This is a genomic window from Bradyrhizobium sp. 215_C5_N1_1 (genome assembly GCF_052075935.1).
In the GTDB taxonomy this organism is placed as follows: domain Bacteria; phylum Pseudomonadota; class Alphaproteobacteria; order Rhizobiales; family Xanthobacteraceae; genus Bradyrhizobium; species Bradyrhizobium barranii.
In genome coordinates this window covers 8283641-8297641 of record NZ_CP197228.1, presented here as the reverse complement: position 1 = coordinate 8297641, position 14001 = coordinate 8283641, and the positions used below count along the sequence as shown (strand labels likewise).

At 61.6% G+C, this 14001-nt stretch carries 20 protein-coding genes and 2 pseudogenes; 8 read left to right on the top strand and 14 right to left on the bottom strand.

The annotated features are described in order from the left end of the window. Window positions 1–125: 125 nt before the first annotated feature. Window positions 126–1132 (top strand): annotated as a pseudogene (locus AB7G19_RS39975) (IS110 family transposase); the annotation flags it as partial. Window positions 1133–1431: 299 nt separating this feature from the next. Here the strand turns inward: AB7G19_RS39975 and AB7G19_RS39970 are convergent. From AB7G19_RS39970 to AB7G19_RS39945, 6 genes are all read right to left on the bottom strand, one after another. Next, a complete protein-coding gene (locus AB7G19_RS39970; protein ID WP_439037687.1) occupies window positions 1432–1650 on the bottom strand; it encodes a DUF6894 family protein in 219 nt (72 codons plus the stop codon). Between the two features lie 794 nt (window positions 1651–2444). After that, the gene (locus tag AB7G19_RS39965) at window positions 2445–2696 is read right to left on the bottom strand and encodes a hypothetical protein (RefSeq protein ID WP_283017309.1); all 252 of its coding nucleotides are present in this window, start codon (window positions 2694–2696) and stop codon (window positions 2445–2447) included. Further along, window positions 2693–4342, bottom strand: coding sequence for an IS66 family transposase (gene tnpC / locus AB7G19_RS39960; protein ID WP_283017310.1), 1650 nt, complete (start codon window positions 4340–4342; stop codon window positions 2693–2695). Before tnpC ends, AB7G19_RS39965 begins: the two co-directional genes overlap by 4 nt. 69 nt (window positions 4343–4411) lie before the next feature. Further along, window positions 4412–4759, bottom strand: a complete 348-nt coding sequence (gene tnpB / locus AB7G19_RS39955; protein WP_283017311.1) for an IS66 family insertion sequence element accessory protein TnpB — start codon at window positions 4757–4759, stop codon at window positions 4412–4414. Next, window positions 4756–5181: an IS66-like element accessory protein TnpA gene (gene tnpA, locus AB7G19_RS39950; RefSeq protein ID WP_283017312.1), complete on the bottom strand. Its 426-nt coding sequence runs from the start codon at window positions 5179–5181 to the stop codon at window positions 4756–4758. Before tnpA ends, tnpB begins: the two co-directional genes overlap by 4 nt. Window positions 5182–5185: 4 nt before the next feature. Further along, window positions 5186–5392 (bottom strand): hypothetical protein, encoded by a 207-nt coding sequence (locus tag AB7G19_RS39945; protein WP_441268797.1) that lies wholly within the window; start codon window positions 5390–5392, stop codon window positions 5186–5188. Between the two features lie 214 nt (window positions 5393–5606). On the opposite strand from AB7G19_RS39945, the gene AB7G19_RS39940 reads away from it, so the two are divergent. Further along, entirely contained in the window at window positions 5607–5792 is a 186-nt protein-coding gene (locus AB7G19_RS39940; RefSeq protein WP_439037688.1) for a hypothetical protein, read from the top strand. A 111-nt stretch (window positions 5793–5903) separates the two neighbouring features. Here the strand turns inward: AB7G19_RS39940 and AB7G19_RS39935 are convergent, their stop codons facing one another. Continuing rightward, window positions 5904–6107 carry a hypothetical protein gene (locus tag AB7G19_RS39935; RefSeq protein ID WP_354134897.1) on the bottom strand — a complete coding sequence of 68 codons (204 nt, stop codon included), beginning with the start codon at window positions 6105–6107 and terminating at the stop codon, window positions 5904–5906. Between the two features lie 95 nt (window positions 6108–6202). Here AB7G19_RS39935 and AB7G19_RS39930 point away from each other — a divergent pair, with 95 nt between their 5' ends. Next, complete coding sequence (locus tag AB7G19_RS39930) at window positions 6203–6403, top strand: helix-turn-helix transcriptional regulator (RefSeq protein ID WP_354134898.1); 201 nt, start codon at window positions 6203–6205, stop codon at window positions 6401–6403. A 1005-nt stretch (window positions 6404–7408) separates the two neighbouring features. On the opposite strand, the pseudogene AB7G19_RS39925 reads toward AB7G19_RS39930, so the two are convergent. Beyond that, window positions 7409–7595, bottom strand: a pseudogene (locus AB7G19_RS39925) (hypothetical protein); the annotation flags it as partial. A gap of 186 nt (window positions 7596–7781) precedes the next feature. On the opposite strand from AB7G19_RS39925, the gene AB7G19_RS39920 reads away from it, so the two are divergent. Next, window positions 7782–8132, top strand: coding sequence for a hypothetical protein (locus AB7G19_RS39920; protein WP_439037689.1), 351 nt, complete (start codon window positions 7782–7784; stop codon window positions 8130–8132). A gap of 433 nt (window positions 8133–8565) precedes the next feature. On the opposite strand, the gene AB7G19_RS39915 is transcribed toward AB7G19_RS39920, so the two are convergent. The 6 genes from AB7G19_RS39915 to AB7G19_RS39890 all read right to left on the bottom strand — a co-directional run bounded on the left by AB7G19_RS39915 (window position 8566) and on the right by AB7G19_RS39890 (window position 11796). Continuing rightward, a complete protein-coding gene (locus AB7G19_RS39915) occupies window positions 8566–8829 on the bottom strand; it encodes a DUF6894 family protein (protein ID WP_439034331.1) in 264 nt (87 codons plus the stop codon). Between the two features lie 1136 nt (window positions 8830–9965). Next, on the bottom strand, window positions 9966–10160 hold the full coding sequence (locus AB7G19_RS39910) for a hypothetical protein (protein ID WP_144030747.1): 195 nt from the start codon (window positions 10158–10160) through the stop codon (window positions 9966–9968). Between the two features lie 63 nt (window positions 10161–10223). Next, the gene (locus tag AB7G19_RS39905; protein WP_439034332.1) at window positions 10224–10670 is read right to left on the bottom strand and encodes a YciE/YciF ferroxidase family protein; all 447 of its coding nucleotides are present in this window, start codon (window positions 10668–10670) and stop codon (window positions 10224–10226) included. Beyond that, window positions 10667–11305 (bottom strand): cysteine hydrolase family protein, encoded by a 639-nt coding sequence (locus AB7G19_RS39900; protein WP_063983395.1) that lies wholly within the window; start codon window positions 11303–11305, stop codon window positions 10667–10669. The genes AB7G19_RS39905 and AB7G19_RS39900 overlap by 4 nt, the downstream gene beginning before the upstream one ends. 36 nt (window positions 11306–11341) lie before the next feature. Then, window positions 11342–11632: a SemiSWEET family sugar transporter gene (locus AB7G19_RS39895; protein WP_354134902.1), complete on the bottom strand. Its 291-nt coding sequence runs from the start codon at window positions 11630–11632 to the stop codon at window positions 11342–11344. Window positions 11633–11640: 8 nt separating this feature from the next. After that, on the bottom strand, window positions 11641–11796 hold the full coding sequence (locus AB7G19_RS39890; RefSeq protein ID WP_161495837.1) for a hypothetical protein: 156 nt from the start codon (window positions 11794–11796) through the stop codon (window positions 11641–11643). A 193-nt stretch (window positions 11797–11989) separates the two neighbouring features. Between AB7G19_RS39890 and AB7G19_RS39885 the strand changes: the two genes are divergently transcribed. Genes AB7G19_RS39885 through AB7G19_RS39870 form a run of 4 tightly spaced genes read left to right on the top strand, consistent with a single transcriptional unit; the run spans window position 11990 to window position 13974 of the window. Beyond that, complete coding sequence (locus tag AB7G19_RS39885; protein ID WP_354134903.1) at window positions 11990–12574, top strand: phosphatase PAP2 family protein; 585 nt, start codon at window positions 11990–11992, stop codon at window positions 12572–12574. Continuing rightward, entirely contained in the window at window positions 12561–13166 is a 606-nt protein-coding gene (locus AB7G19_RS39880; RefSeq protein WP_085401472.1) for a cupin domain-containing protein, read from the top strand. The genes AB7G19_RS39885 and AB7G19_RS39880 overlap by 14 nt, the downstream gene beginning before the upstream one ends. Then, window positions 13163–13510, top strand: a complete 348-nt coding sequence (locus AB7G19_RS39875) for a DUF3147 family protein (RefSeq protein WP_063983390.1) — start codon at window positions 13163–13165, stop codon at window positions 13508–13510. The genes AB7G19_RS39880 and AB7G19_RS39875 overlap by 4 nt, the downstream gene beginning before the upstream one ends. Continuing rightward, a complete protein-coding gene (locus AB7G19_RS39870; protein ID WP_354134904.1) occupies window positions 13507–13974 on the top strand; it encodes a DUF3147 family protein in 468 nt (155 codons plus the stop codon). The genes AB7G19_RS39875 and AB7G19_RS39870 overlap by 4 nt, the downstream gene beginning before the upstream one ends. Window positions 13975–14001 lie beyond the last annotated feature (27 nt).

Sequence of the window (14001 nt, the reverse complement as noted above, 5' to 3'; positions counted from 1 at the left end):
GTCCCCTAGATGCCGTAATGGGCCCGGCTCCGAGCAAGGGGGGATGATGGTGGCTGTCCCCCGATAGATGATGAAACGGGTCACGACTTGAGTCGGCCCCAAGCATCTGGAGACGGAGGACAGCCGTGGAGAATTATGCCGGAATTGACGTGTCGTTGGAACTGTCGAGCGTATGCGTTGTGGATTCCCAGGGTAAGATCCTGAAGGAGGCGAAGGTCGCAAGCGAACCCGACGCCTTAGTCGAATTTTTCGAGACGCTTGGCTTTGCAGTGAATCGGATCGGGCTGGAGGCTGGGCCACTGTCGCAATGGCTGCATGCGGGGCTGCAAAGAGCAGGATTCGAGACGGTTCTGCTGGAAACACGGCATGTGAAGGCAGCATTGTCGGCGATGACAGTGAAGACGGATCGCAAGGATGCACGCGGAATTGCCCAGTTGATCCGGATGGGATGGTTCCGCGCGGTGCACGCAAAGTCGATAGGGGCTCAAGAGATCCGGGCACTCCTGATCGCACGCAAACAGCTTCTCGGACGGCTGATCGATGTGGAATTAAGTATCCGGGGGATTTTGCGTGGCTTCGGTCTGAAGGTTGGCCCGGTGACGCGAAGGAATTTCGAAGCGCGGATCCGAGAGTTGGTTGCGGGGCAAGCGACATTGGAGCGCATTGCCACAGCGATGCTTTCGGCCCGATCGGCCTTGAAGGTCGAGTACGGAAGGCTACACAAGACTGTGCTGGCAATTGTGCGTGACAATGTAGTTTGTCGCCGGCTGATGACAGTACCAGGCGTTGGTCCCCTGGTGGCAATTACTTACAAATCGGCGATTGATGACCCTCATCGCATCGTAAAATCGAAGGCAGCGGGCGCGCTGTTCGGGCTCACGCCAAAGAAGTACCAATCGGGAGAAAAGGACGTCACAGGCGGGGTCACGCTGGCCGGCGACGAAACGGTTCGCACAGCGTTGTATGAAGCCGCCAACGTTCTGCTATCGCGCATCACGCGATTCTCAAACTTAAGCGCTGGGGGATGGACGTCGCCAAGCGGCGAGGCTCGAAGCGCGCAAAAGTCGCCTTGGCACGCAAGCTCGCAGTGATCCTGCATCGAATCTGGGTCGACGGCACAACCTACCGATGGACCGACGCGGCCCGATCGCAGCATAGAACACGAGGAGAAGAGTTGGAATGCAACCGGGCTGAACTGAGCCTGGTGCCCGAAGTCCCGTCGCCGGGACGGTGGATCCGGTGAAGCCGTTACACGCCCAGTGGCCGTCTTCTGATGGACCACGCGTATCTAGATAGGCTTACCGCTCTCTCTGACAGCATGATGTGGCGGCCAGGCGTTGACCACGGACAGAAGCATGAGCTCGGCGGCGTGACATTCACTCGGGAGGCTTGACATCATCGGGCCCATTACAGAAGTGGCGCGTACCACCGTCACCAAGCAGCGTCGAGCGGAATGACGCAAATGGCGGCGTCGTCATCATCGATTACAATGATGGAGTACCCTTTGCCCACTAGTTCGGGTCGGGTCTCGCGTAACGAACGAGCGAGCTTGATGGCCTCTATTTGGGCTTCAGTTTCGCTAGGCAAATCATGCGCTCCGAAGTCCGAAACGAAATGCGTATCAATGAGCTTGTAGGTAAAAAGAGGCATAGGGGTTGCCCGCGACAATGCGAAAGGCAAAGCCCCTGCTGGCATAGCCAAGCAGGGGCTCGCGGATGGATGGCACGAGGCTCGCGGATGAGGTGTCGCTCCAAGAACCCGTATCACTGAAGCAAACAACCGCTTAGTAGGCTCGCCAAAATATTGTGCAAGCCGCGCAAATAAAAGGCCCGGCGCTCTTTCTCGAGAATCACCGGGACTAAGCTGGCCGGCCTTCACCCCAAGCACAAGGCCGCGTATGTCCCCACGGCCCCGTCCCGAAACCAAGACTGCCTCTGCTTACTTAACGAGCCGCCAGGACCGCGGACCTCCGCGATTTAACTCGACTCTCGAATGGAACTGGAATTTAGTTCCCTCATCATCGTTCCGTCCTGGGCACTTGCCGGTGACTGAGAGTGTCGCGCTCCCGCCTGATCGAGGAGCACTTCTATGGCTCCGGACCCGCCCCGCTGCCCGCTATGCAATAAGCCCATGCACCTGCTGATCGGGCCAAACGGCGTCCGCAAACTTCAATGTGTCCGATGCGATGACGTTGACCCGATGCAATTGGCAGACCTCCAGGATTTGATAGAGGGCACACTGCAGCCGCCTAAAAAGTAAGGCGCCTCAGTTGGCGGCCGACCAATATCTTATTCTCGAGTCAGCAGATCTTCACCAGGCGGCATCAGCTTTACGTAGGTGCCGCTTTCGTGCTTCCACAACCAGCCGCGCTCGATCGCGTGTTTGAGCCCGGCGCCGAACTCGCTGCCACGTAAGCATCCGGCGTAGGCCGCGACCTGATTGGATTATTCTGGTGGCCAGCGCTTAAGCAACCTCGGATTTTCTTTATAGATTTGGATGAGCTCGATGAGGCGCTCGATGCCGAAGTCGGTGAACGCTTGAACGCCGTCTTCGCCAACGCCGAACACCCAAATGGCGCCGTCCTCGATCTCCATTTCGTTGGCGACGTCTCGTAGCCAATCTTCATCTTCGCCGAGGTCTTTCGCGACCCGGGTGATGGTGGTGACGTGATGGACCTTGTTGACGCGGGTGGTCATGCCGCTCGAGCGGAGTTCGCTGACGCCGGCGTCCAATTCCAGGGCAGCAGTTCGTCAAGCCGATGCGACGGATGGGCGGCGATCCGCGCGAGGACGTCGGTCAGCCAGGCTTGCGGGTCGATGCCGTTCATTTTCGCGGTGATGATGAGGCTGTACATAGCTGCCGCGCGCCGCCCTCCGCGATCAGAGCCGCAGAACAGCCAGGACTTCCGTCCAAGGGCGATGCCTCTTAGGCCTCGTTCTGCGGCATTGTTGGACAGGCATACCCGCCCCTCCTCGAGGAACAGGGTGAAGCTCGCCCAACGCTTCAGGATATAGTTGAACGCCTTGGCCAGGTCGTGTCCCCGGGACAGCTTGGCGAGCTGCTCCCGCATGTAGACTTGAAGCTCCTCGACCAGAGGCCGGCTCAGCGCCTGCCGCACCTGAAGACGGCCTTTGGGGCTCCTGCCGTTGATGGAGCGTTCGATCTCGAACAACGCATCGATCCGCCTCACGACCTCGATCGCAATCGGCGAGAGCGGGATCTCCTTCTTGCCGGTGGCCTTGCGCCGGGCATTCTCTTCGATGTCGGCCATGGCAAAGAACGGACGCCGTCCGTGCGACCAGCAGGCAGCCTCCCGGATCGGTCCAGGCTGGCGTCCCGCCAGATAGAGCTGGTTATACCCGTCATAGGCGTCGGCCTGCAGGATGCCGGCATACCGGGCCAGATGCCCCTGAGGATGCTCGCCCTTGCGGTCGCGTGAGTAATAGAACATCGCCGCCGGCGGGTCCGTGCCCCCAAACGGCCGGTCGTCCCGAACGTAGATCCAGCATCGTCCCGTATCGGTTTTGCCCTTGGCCAGCACCGGCACGGTCGTGTCATCGGCATGAAGGCGCTCGGCCCCCATGACATGGGCTTCCAGCAGGCGCAGCAGGGGATCCAGCGAGGCACAGACCGCCCCAACGGCATCTGCCATGCTCGACAGTGCTATTGGCACGCCTTCCAGCACATAGCGCTCGGCTTGGCGGTTCAAAGGCTGATGCTGACCGAACTTCTCGAACATGATCATCGCCAAGAGGCTCGGGCCAGCCCATCCCCGGGGGACGGCATGGAACGGTGCAGGTGCCTGGCTGATCTTTTCGCAGTCGCGACAGGAGAACTTCTCCCGAACCGTCTCGATCACCTTCCACTGGCGCGGCACCACGTCCAGCGTGCGCGTCACATCCTCGCCAAGCTTGCGCAGGCGATTGGAACCGCAGCACTCGCACGCCGTCGGCGGATCAACCACCACCCGTTCCCGGGGCAAATGCTCGGGGAAGGTCTGGCGCTCGGCGCGCTTGCGGGTAAATCCGCGCACCGTCGTCGTCTTCGCCACGGCCCGCTCCGAGGCGAGCTCGTCCTCGGTGGCGTCGGCTTCCAGCTCCTCGAACGTCAGCGCCAACTGCTCGATCAGGCGCGACGAACGCTCCGACCGCTGGCCGTAGATCTGATGCCTTAGCTTGGCGATCTGCAGCTTCTGCTGCGCGATCAGCGCTTCATCTTCCGACGCTTTCGCGCGGGCGACCGCGAGTTCGGCGGCGATCTCCAAACCCTTCGCGCGCTCGACTGCCAGCGCCTTCTTCAGGGCGGCAATGTCATCCGGAACAGCGTCGCGGTCGGCATCCATGAGACGCAGTGAATCACAGATTGGATGCGATGGGACTCCCCACAATGCAAAAAGCTGCGGATTTTGCGCTCAGCCCGCGCTCCGCGGCCGCCAGCTCAGCTGCGGATTCCGCCAGTCGATTCCTTCCAGCATATAGGCCATCTGCGCCGCCGAGATTGATACCGCGCCGTCCGACGCCGACGGCCAGATGAACTTGCCTCGATCCAGGCGCTTGGCGTAGAGCGACATGCCAAGCCCGTCATGCCAGAGGATCTTGACCAGATCGCCGCGGCGACCGCGGAAGATGTAGAGATCACCAGCATGAGGATTGCGCTTCAGGCTCTCCTGGACCGCAAGCGCCAGGCTTTGCATGCCGCGGCGCATGTCGGTGTGGCCGGTGGCAATCCAGACCCTGACGCCGCTCGGGATCGGGATCATCGCCGTCTCAGAAGCTCAAGAACCCGCTGCAGCGCCTCCGTGTCCACGTCCCGGTCAACGCGCACGCGACAGCCCTCGCCAAGCTCGATCTCGATAATGCCGGCCCTTGGACGCTGCGCAGGCGGTGAAGACACTGGTTGTGGCACGTCACTCGAGAGCGGAGCCGCCCCAGGCGTGATCTCAACCGGAACAAGCGCCGGCGCGGTATCCCCGCTCAACTTGCCGTCGCGCGCCAACCGGCGCCACGTGAACAATTGGCTTGTCGACAGCCCGTTGCGTCGTGCCGTCACCGACACCAGACGCGGCCCGCCATAGCTCTCGGTGACGATCCGCTGCTTTTCTTGCAATGTCCAACGGCGTCGAGCGCCCGTCGAAACGACTTCAAGTCGGGAAACCTTCGGCATAGGCATATGATCAGTCATACGCCTATGTCTTCATCCTCCATCGAACCGCGCAAGGCGGTCCCCGCCGGAGCGATACGCTGCCACTGCCCTTCAGCTTGAACATGAACGGCGCGTTGATCCGCTCGATGTAGAAGCGGCCATCCTGGACGGCCTCGACGTTGGCTGCGAGCTCGACGAGTTTGCGCGCGGCCACTTCCGGGTTCGCGTAGGGTCGTCCTTCGTGCTTCATCGGCGCGTTCCGCGGTGATGTGTGCGCGGTGCGGGAATGCGCCTGCCGGCGCATTCGCGTGTCTGGTACCCCCCGCCGGAGAGCCGGGATATCCCGGTTGTGAGGTCCCGGCCAGCATCCAGCGCGAATAGGCTTCACACCCATTCCATGGGTTCGCCGATCGGACGGCAAGCAATTCGGAAGCGACGAGGGAGAAGCGACCGATGGAAGCGCGATGGAAGTTCAAGTGCTGCCGCTAATCATCTGCTCTAAGATCATATCGGCGCTTGAGGCGTTGCGTCGTGGTGTGCGCAGCCTGATGAATGCGGTGTATATCGGCATTCTCGGATGCTGCGACGTGAAGTCGCCAATCCATGCCGCGGGGCAGGGCCTGGATCTCGCTCGACTTCCACCGAAATGACGTTCTCTCCTCCCGCGTAACCCCGGATCTCTTGCAGCGCGATACGCTCGAGCTCGGATTTGGAGACGAACGCTTTGAACACCGCACTGCACTCCTCCCGGATGGCCTTCACTAGGCCATATCAAATTCGTCCTGCATCTTAGTGACCGTGCTCTGGAGCTTCTTCTCGGCCGGTTCGTCCATGTCATTCGGTCGCATGCCACCCAGTTCCCAGCTTGGGACGCAGCCCTTTCGACGGATCAGATGCAGGCCGTGGATACGCGACCGCTTTTCCAGTTCCGCCATCAATTCGTTCTCGATCAGAATTGGCTTCATGGGACTTCCTCCGCTGGGGCTTCCCATCTGGACAACTGTCTTGAGGCGTCAACGTTCCTCCGTTTTGAGCTGGCCGCAAAAGGTGGGTGGGGAGAATGACGGTCACGGCGTTGACGCGCAAACAGAAGCAGGTCTGCGAGCTCGTCGCCGAAGAGCTATCGAACAAGGAGATCGGCGTCCGGCTTGGCATCGGTCATCGCACGGTCGAATTCCATCGGGCTCAAGTCTATCGCCGTTTAGGCGTGCGCGATGCCGTGGAATTGGTCAGGAAGGTTTTGGAGGGGAAGACAGCATGACGACCCAGAAGAAGGGTTGCCCGGTGATTGCTGGCCGCGAGCACGTCGTAAGGTCAGAGATCGAGAATTCCAACTACGGGGCCCTTCTCGCGACCTACCGATAGTCGGGCGTAAGGCGCGATCTGCGGTTCGCGCGTGAACGGCCGCTGCTTCCTGGATACGCGCGGTTCTACACGGGCTCCGAGTCCTTGGTGACGTCGCTATGATTGACGGTCTCATTCGTTGGTCAACTCCTAAGGCAAAGCCAGCCCGTGCAGGACAAGGAGATGATCAGGCTCGCCCTCGACCATGCAGGTGGAGCGCACAACGAGATCGCGCACGTTTCCGGTGCCTCGCCGCGAACCCGTCGGCGCAAGCCGCGTCCTGGCAAGAGACTGCGTAAGATTACTAGCTAGTAGCAGCACGAGCATGAAGGACGAAGCAGCCATGGTTAGCGTCCAACAGAAGCGATGTGGTCACTGGGCCTTTCCGCTCCTGGGCAACTGAATGGAGTTGCCGCATTGGATAGCTATGCGCTGAATCAAGATACCCAAGACATTCGACGTTCGTCAGCGAAACCGAGAGCATGACGCCAAGTCGCCGCTCGCCAGCGGCATGACCGCGGCGGGCGAGGCGCGCAGGTCTACTCGGCCGGTGCGACAAAGGAGCAGGCCAGCATCCTCTTCGCTGATGCGGTGAAGAGGTTGAAGAAATCCCCGGCGCTCGAGCAGCAGCTCAATTCAGCGGCGGCGAAGGCAAGGAACATAACATCGCATTTCTGAAGACGAATTCGTTCTTCAGGCCGGTGTCGCGAGAGACGACGGCTCGGGTCCGCGTCCGCACTTCGCCCTTGTCGACGAGCTCCACGAACATCCCGACGGCGGTGTGCTGGAAATCTTGGAGCGCGGCTTCAAGTTTCGCCGGCAGCCGATGCTGGTGATGATCACGAACAGCGGAAGCGAACGCAATTCGGTTTGCTATACGGAGCACGAGGCACGCCATCCGCGTCGCGGCTGGAAACCGCGAAGCAAAAGACGATGATAGTAGATTTTGCAGGGCGCCCTCAAGGTCAGTGTCAGCCTGATCCGTCTCGCGCCACGCGCAACCGGCGCGCGCCGAAATCTTCAAGCACCAGATAGAGGTCGCGGTCGAGGCGGTCGGCCGGCAACCCCGAGCTGGCATTGCCGCATTTGCGACGTCTGAGTTGCCTCACAAGAGATGCAAGGATCGCTCGGCGGTGCGGGGCTATCCGTACAAGCGAAGCCATCTCGTGGCTCCGGCGCACTAAGATTTCCGCGAGCGATCGACCATCAACGCGGTGGCCTGGAGAGCGGGAGGTCCCCTAGGAACTTTCGGAGGTGCACCCCATTAAGCCGTCATCCAAGTAGAGGATCGATCTGTGAAACACATCGCCGCTACCTTGATCTTACTCGTTGGCGGCTCTTCGCTCGCCTTGGCCCAGAGTACAGGTGGATCGAGCAATGGCGGCTCGGCGGCGAGTGGAACTGCGGTCACCGGCTCCAGAGGTTATGCGGGCGGCACCCTATCGACCGGGCATACCATAAGCGGCACTGCGGGCTCCTCCAGTCCCAACGTGGGCAACGCGCTCAGCCACGCAGCGACCGGCGACGTGGATGCTTCCTCGGTTAGTCCGGCTCCAACTTCCCACGACAACGCGGTGGATACGCCCGCCGCCGAACGCGCCATAAAGAGCTTGGGCAACACCGACATCGGCATTCTCAAGAAGTAATGCATGCTGCAAGTTTCCCAACGCCCTCGAGGCTCGTCGAGGTAACCTCTAGGCCCCGGCTTATCCCTCATTTGAGCTGGGGCCGGCACGAGGACTCAAGGGGAACGACAAAGGCGGGCGAATATTTGAGTCGTCGCTGGCTCGGCTTGGCGGAGCGGCCGCCGGCGGTGTCGCGCCAATTCGGCTCTGACGACTAGGGCCGCGCGGGAGTGACGCTCCGCAGGGCCCCGGCTCTTCCTTGACGCCTTGACCAATTAGTCGATGATTTTGACGACGCGGCGCGTGCGCGGTTCGAGCTGCACGAAAGCGGCACCTATGGGAAACTGCTCCAGCGCGGAGAGAACCTTATCTGATAGGAGCCCGCCATCATCAGGCGCGATGATTTACTCGGCGGGCCTGCGCCCTTCCGCGGAGCCGCGAATGTTGGCATCGTTCAATGCGCGACACGCACGTTCGCGGAAACTTGTAAGACTTCACCGCGAGCGTCGCGGATTTTGACGGACTTGAGTCCGTACTGATCTTTGAAGCCATTATCGATGATGATCTGCCCCAGTGCTTCGATTGCCAAACGACGCGCCGTCGCCAAATCGTGGCGGTCGATCCCCTCGTCGTCACGAAGCTCTCCGTCGCTATCATGCAGATCAAAGTAAAACATCGCCATGCCGGGAAAAACCAGCAAGAGGTTTTGAAGTTCCAAGCTTAGCGCGCAACAATGTTCATCCCTTCCCGCGCGCGGTTCGCTGTGTTCGTTACCCTTTAGAAGACGATGCACAAGATCCTTTTTCCGGTAGTGACTACAAGTTGAAAGATAGTGCTTCCAAAGAAAACGAGGCCCGACATACGAGATGTCGGACCTCTCGCCTGTTTGGCATGGTCGGCAAACCAAAGTTTTGGTGACCTCGTCACCTGATTATTGAGCCGAGTGCTCCGCGAGACATCGCTCGATCGCCAGCTTCAGGGATTCAACCGTGCAGGCTCCGCCTCCCCTCTACTGTCCCCACGCGGCGCCGGCCCCACTTGCCAGAATGGTGATAAGCAACAGCTTTGAAGTTGTAGCACGCATCTCGATCTCCAAGTTACTGCCACAAAGGCGGCGAACGCTGTGAACCGGTGCTCGCCTCAAGCCTAACCTAAATCGGCCGCCGAGCGCTCGTTGGACATATCGGCCTATCTGTTAACAATCACGGCCATGAATGCCACGGTGGGTGTCACGACGGCGGCCGCGATGTATCTTTGCGGCCTGGGAGAGAACTCGTCCGCGGCCTTGATCACCACATAGGCCGGACTGGTGATCAGGTCACGCGCCTGCCGTCTCATCTCAACTGACTTTTGCAAAAAAATCGGCCAGAAGCAGAAGTCGGTTATTCTATTACCTCGTCTGCGCGGCCCAGCAGCGTTGGCGGCATGTCGAGCCCGAGAATTGTTGCTGTCTTCAAGTTGACTGCAAGTTCAAATCGGGTTGGCTGCTCTACCGGGAGGTCGCTTGGCGCAGCGCGCCGAGCTGATCGCGAAGCAGAAGGCGGCTTATGAAGCCGCGCACTCGGAGACGAGGAACGGCGCGAGTGGCCGGGGTCGCGCCCCGTCAACTAACCGGCGAACGGGAGAAAGAAACGGCTCTGAATGGGCGGACAGGCACGGGGCACAAATGCTCGCCTGCGCGAGGAAAGGGCAGACGACGATCGGCGCTTTGACGGAGGCGGAGAAGCCGCGCTCGCGCGGCGGTATTTCAGACAGGAAGCAGGCCTGATCCTTTATAGGGCTGTGATCCGTAGGCTGAGATGTGGCGGCTTCTTACTGGCGCGCGGTAGCCAGCGCCGTACGCCAGTACGTTGATCAGAAGAAGAACGGCGTTCTGGATGATGAGCGAGTTCTTCGGTTCATTATCCCGTCGGCGATCCATGCGAGAGACGCGGCGATAAAGAGAGCGAACCCGCACACGGTGATGCGCGCGTTCCAGTTCGCCGCCACCATGGCGGCAGCGATAATCGTCATGGCGGCTGCCAATGTCCTTAATACTTCAAGGCTCATGCTTTCCTGCTCAAAACAAGGGCCGCCTTCCGGGCGGCCCTCCACTTCAATCCTGCCAACGGACTAGGCGGCTTTCCGGTTCACGCTGCGCAGCGCCATCGTATTGAGCTTCTCGTCCGTCGCCTTCTCCTCATCGAGATTCTGCTGCAGGACGGAGGCGCAATCATCGCGGCCGAGCATCTTGGCCCATGCGATCAGTGTGCCGTACCGGGTGATTTCATAGTGTTCGACGGCCTGGGCCGCCGCAATCAGAGCCGCATCCAGCACCTGCTTGCGCCAGTAGTCCGGGAGGAGAAGCTCCGTCGTGACCTCAACGACGGCGATATTGTCGCGCTCGGTGCCGCCGCCGCTTCGCCACAGACCTTCGCCGGGCGCTCGGATGAAGCTCGTTGCGCCGCCGAACTTGTCGGTCAGCTCTCTCAGAAGCCCGTCGAACCAATCCTTCGGGATCTTTTCTCCCTTGCCCGTCTCCTTCGGTAGCAGGATCTGCACAAGATAGGACTCGCTCATGGCAGAAGGCCCGTGCGGGTGCCGCCGGGCCAGGCGGCGAGGAGCGTTTCCGTCGTCACGCATTCCACCTGCTGCCCGAACCTGTTCGCGTAGATGGTCATCATGGAGTCGTGGGTCTCGTCGGCGGAGCTGCAGATCGCGTCGGTCATGAGGACGACTCGAAAGCCCCAATCGACCGCGCCCAGCACGGTCGCCAACACGCAGACGTCGGTCTCGCCGCCCGTGACGATCACGGTGTCGACGCCGGCGGCGCGCAGTTGCGCGTGCAGGTCGCTGCCGATCCACGGCGAGTAGACGTACTTGTCAAAAGTGCGGGCAGGTGGAACGAAGCGGGCGAGATTCGGTACAAGATCGATCATGTCGGAACCGATCTCGTCGATGGTCATCGAGCTCCAGCGCTCATAGTAGCGGCGCCACATGCCGACGCCGTGGCCGGGAGCGCTCGCCGGAATGAAGCGGGTGAAGACCGTGCGCGCCGGGTGCGCGGCCGTTATCGCCACGACGTTCGGCAGGACGCGGGGCAGCCACGGCATCTTCCAATCCGTGTCCTCGGCGAACATGCGCTGCATATCGACGCAGAGGTGGATCGCCTCGGCGCCCACGGGCCCGTACCTGAGCTCGTCCTTTTTTGACATCGCTCGCATCCTCGAAAGCCAGCCCCAACGGACCTGCTAGGGCTTGGTTCCTCGCTTGTGCGAGTGGCACTTGAGGTCGCGGAGCTTGCAGCCGAGGACGGCACCGGCGAGGGCGGCGCCGACCACGTTGGAGCCGACGATGACCCAAACTCCCTTAATGGCGCCGTAGACGATCCAGAGCGTCAGGCCGAGCGTGAGTGCCGTGAGCATGCCGAGAGAGAGGTCGTCCGTGGATCCGCGTGGCCAAGCCTTCCGGACCTGCGGCACGTAGGACAGGGAGGCGAGAAAGGCGGCAAGTGCGCCGACGTAGGGGGCAAGGGTCGACAAGCCGGTAGCTACTTGGGCTCGATCTTGAGCTTAGGATCGGTAGGAAGGACTTTCGCGCCGACATCGGCCGCGGCCTGCTCGGTGCTCACACCGGAGTTGGCGTGGACGGAGCCGGAATTCTTCCCGCCGATCAGCGGGTAACTGAGGAAAACGGTCGCGAGCACCAGCGCTCCACTAGATGCGAGCCATTGCGATTTCCGCTTCTTCCCGACTGTACCCATCGTTTTCCAAATCTTGGCCTGGTCGATTGGTTCCATGACAGGCAGATGAACTTGGAACCTGCTCCGACGTTATGATGGCAAAGGCAATTCAAACGAGGCGTTCGCGACTACGCGGACGCCGTCACGGATCGACGTGATGGCGCTGGTCACTGTCAAACCTACCAAGCCTGACGTGCTCATTGCACGGACCGTGGCGAGTAAGACCAACCATTGCGCGGAGAGGGTCTCGCGCGGCCTGACGTGGGGCGGCGACGAAAAGATCCTCCTGGCTTTGGCCGTCGCCGGTTGGGTCGTGACGAGGGGCAGATCGGAGCAGCTGCAGCGCGTGGGCAACCACGCTCTCCTGGTCACAGTCGCAGCCTCCCTGGCGCCTCACGGTATGAAATCGGTTTTCGACCAGACCCGCCCGGATCGCACGACGGTGCTCGGTCATCTGCACGGGGTCTCGTTTTCCGGCAAGCGCGAGGACGCATTTCCGTCCGGCCACGCGCTCCACATGGGCGCCCTGGCATCCGCTGCGGGCACATTGCCGCCTCTGCTGCGGCGACTAATCCGTACCTTGGCGGTCGGCCTTTCCCTGACGCGGGTCATAGTGCTGGCGCACTGGGCGAGCGACGTGATCGCGGGCTTCGCGCTCGGAGTCATCATGGAGCGGTTACTGCGTCTCTGGACCGGCTATCCGATGTCGCCACCGAAGGAGGATGACAATGCCAATCCTTGAGGACGTGAAGGAATACGTGCAGCGCGCGACCGGTCTGCGCCGACCCGGAAAGAAGGAGGCGCCTGACCTAGCGCGGCCAAGAAAGCCTCAGACGGCTCGTTTCAAGGACGACGGTCTCATCCCGAACCATCCGCGCTGGCCTCTCGTCATCTACCGAGGCGCTGTGGATCTCGGCGACGGGCATGATCCGGCGGCCGTCATGGAGGACCTGTTCGAGGCCAACGGCTGGGGCGAAACTTGGCGGGACGGGATTTACGACTACGTTCACTACCATTCACGTATCCATGAGGTGCTTGGCATCGCGCGGGGTAGGGGACGTGTACGCTTCGGCGGAAGCAAAGGCCGGATCTTCAAGCTTAAGGCGGGCGATGTCGCCATCCTGCCGGCGGGCACGGGACACCAATGCCTGTTCGCAGATGAGGACTTCCTCGTCGTCGGCGCCTATCCGCGCGTCGGCACCTACGACGAGTGCACGCAGGTCGAGGACCGTCCGAAAGCTCTGAAGACGATTCCAAAGGTGCCTGTCCCGCGCAAGGATCCGGTGTACGGCGCGGGAGGCCTGCTCTCAAAGCTATGGAAGAAACCGAAATGAGCGAGTACGTCGTCCGCTTCCTGGTAGGCGGCGCCGTTGTGTCGGCCTTCGCGATGCTCGGAGACGTGCTCAGGCCGAAGAGCTTCGCCGGGCTGTTCGGAGCCGCGCCCTCGGTCGCGCTCGCCACTCTAGGCATCGCGATCTATCAGCACGGCGAATCCTACGCAGCCGTCCAAACCCATTCGATGATGGCCGGTGCGATCGCGCTCGGGATCTACAGCTTGGTCGTCTGCCAGCTCTTGATCCGGGCGCGCATGCGTGCGCTGCCGGCCACGCTGCTGTCGATCGTCGTGTGGCTCGCAGCTGCCTTCGGCCTGTGGGCGGCCGCGGGAGGTCAGACATGAGCGCGCCGATTGAAATCTCGCCGTCCTCGCTGCGAGAAGGACGCTGGCACGAATACGCGGTCCGCTTCGCGCTGGGCGGCGCAGCGACCGTCCTCGCCGGCCTGGTCAGCAGTTGGTACGGGGCTTCGATCGGCGGCCTATTCCTTGCTCTACCGGCGATCTTCTGCGCCAGCGCCACTCTCATCGAGAAGCATGAGATCCGCCGCATGCGCGAGGCCGGACTTGACGGAAAGCGGCGAGGGCAACAAGCCGCAGCGCTCGACGCCGCCGGCGCGGCGCTCGGCGCGCTCGGGATGCTGGCGTTCGCCGGAGTGTTCTGGCTACTGGTCGAACGAAGCGTCGCGGGCGCATTTGCGAGCGCCTCGCTGGCGTGGCTGGCGGTGTCGGTCGCGGCTTGGTTCGTGCGACGCAAGGCGAGATCATGTCGGAGCTCGCCCGCAGCCGAAAGGGCCGGCCCGCGTTAACGCGAAGCCGGCCCTTCTGAAGTTGGT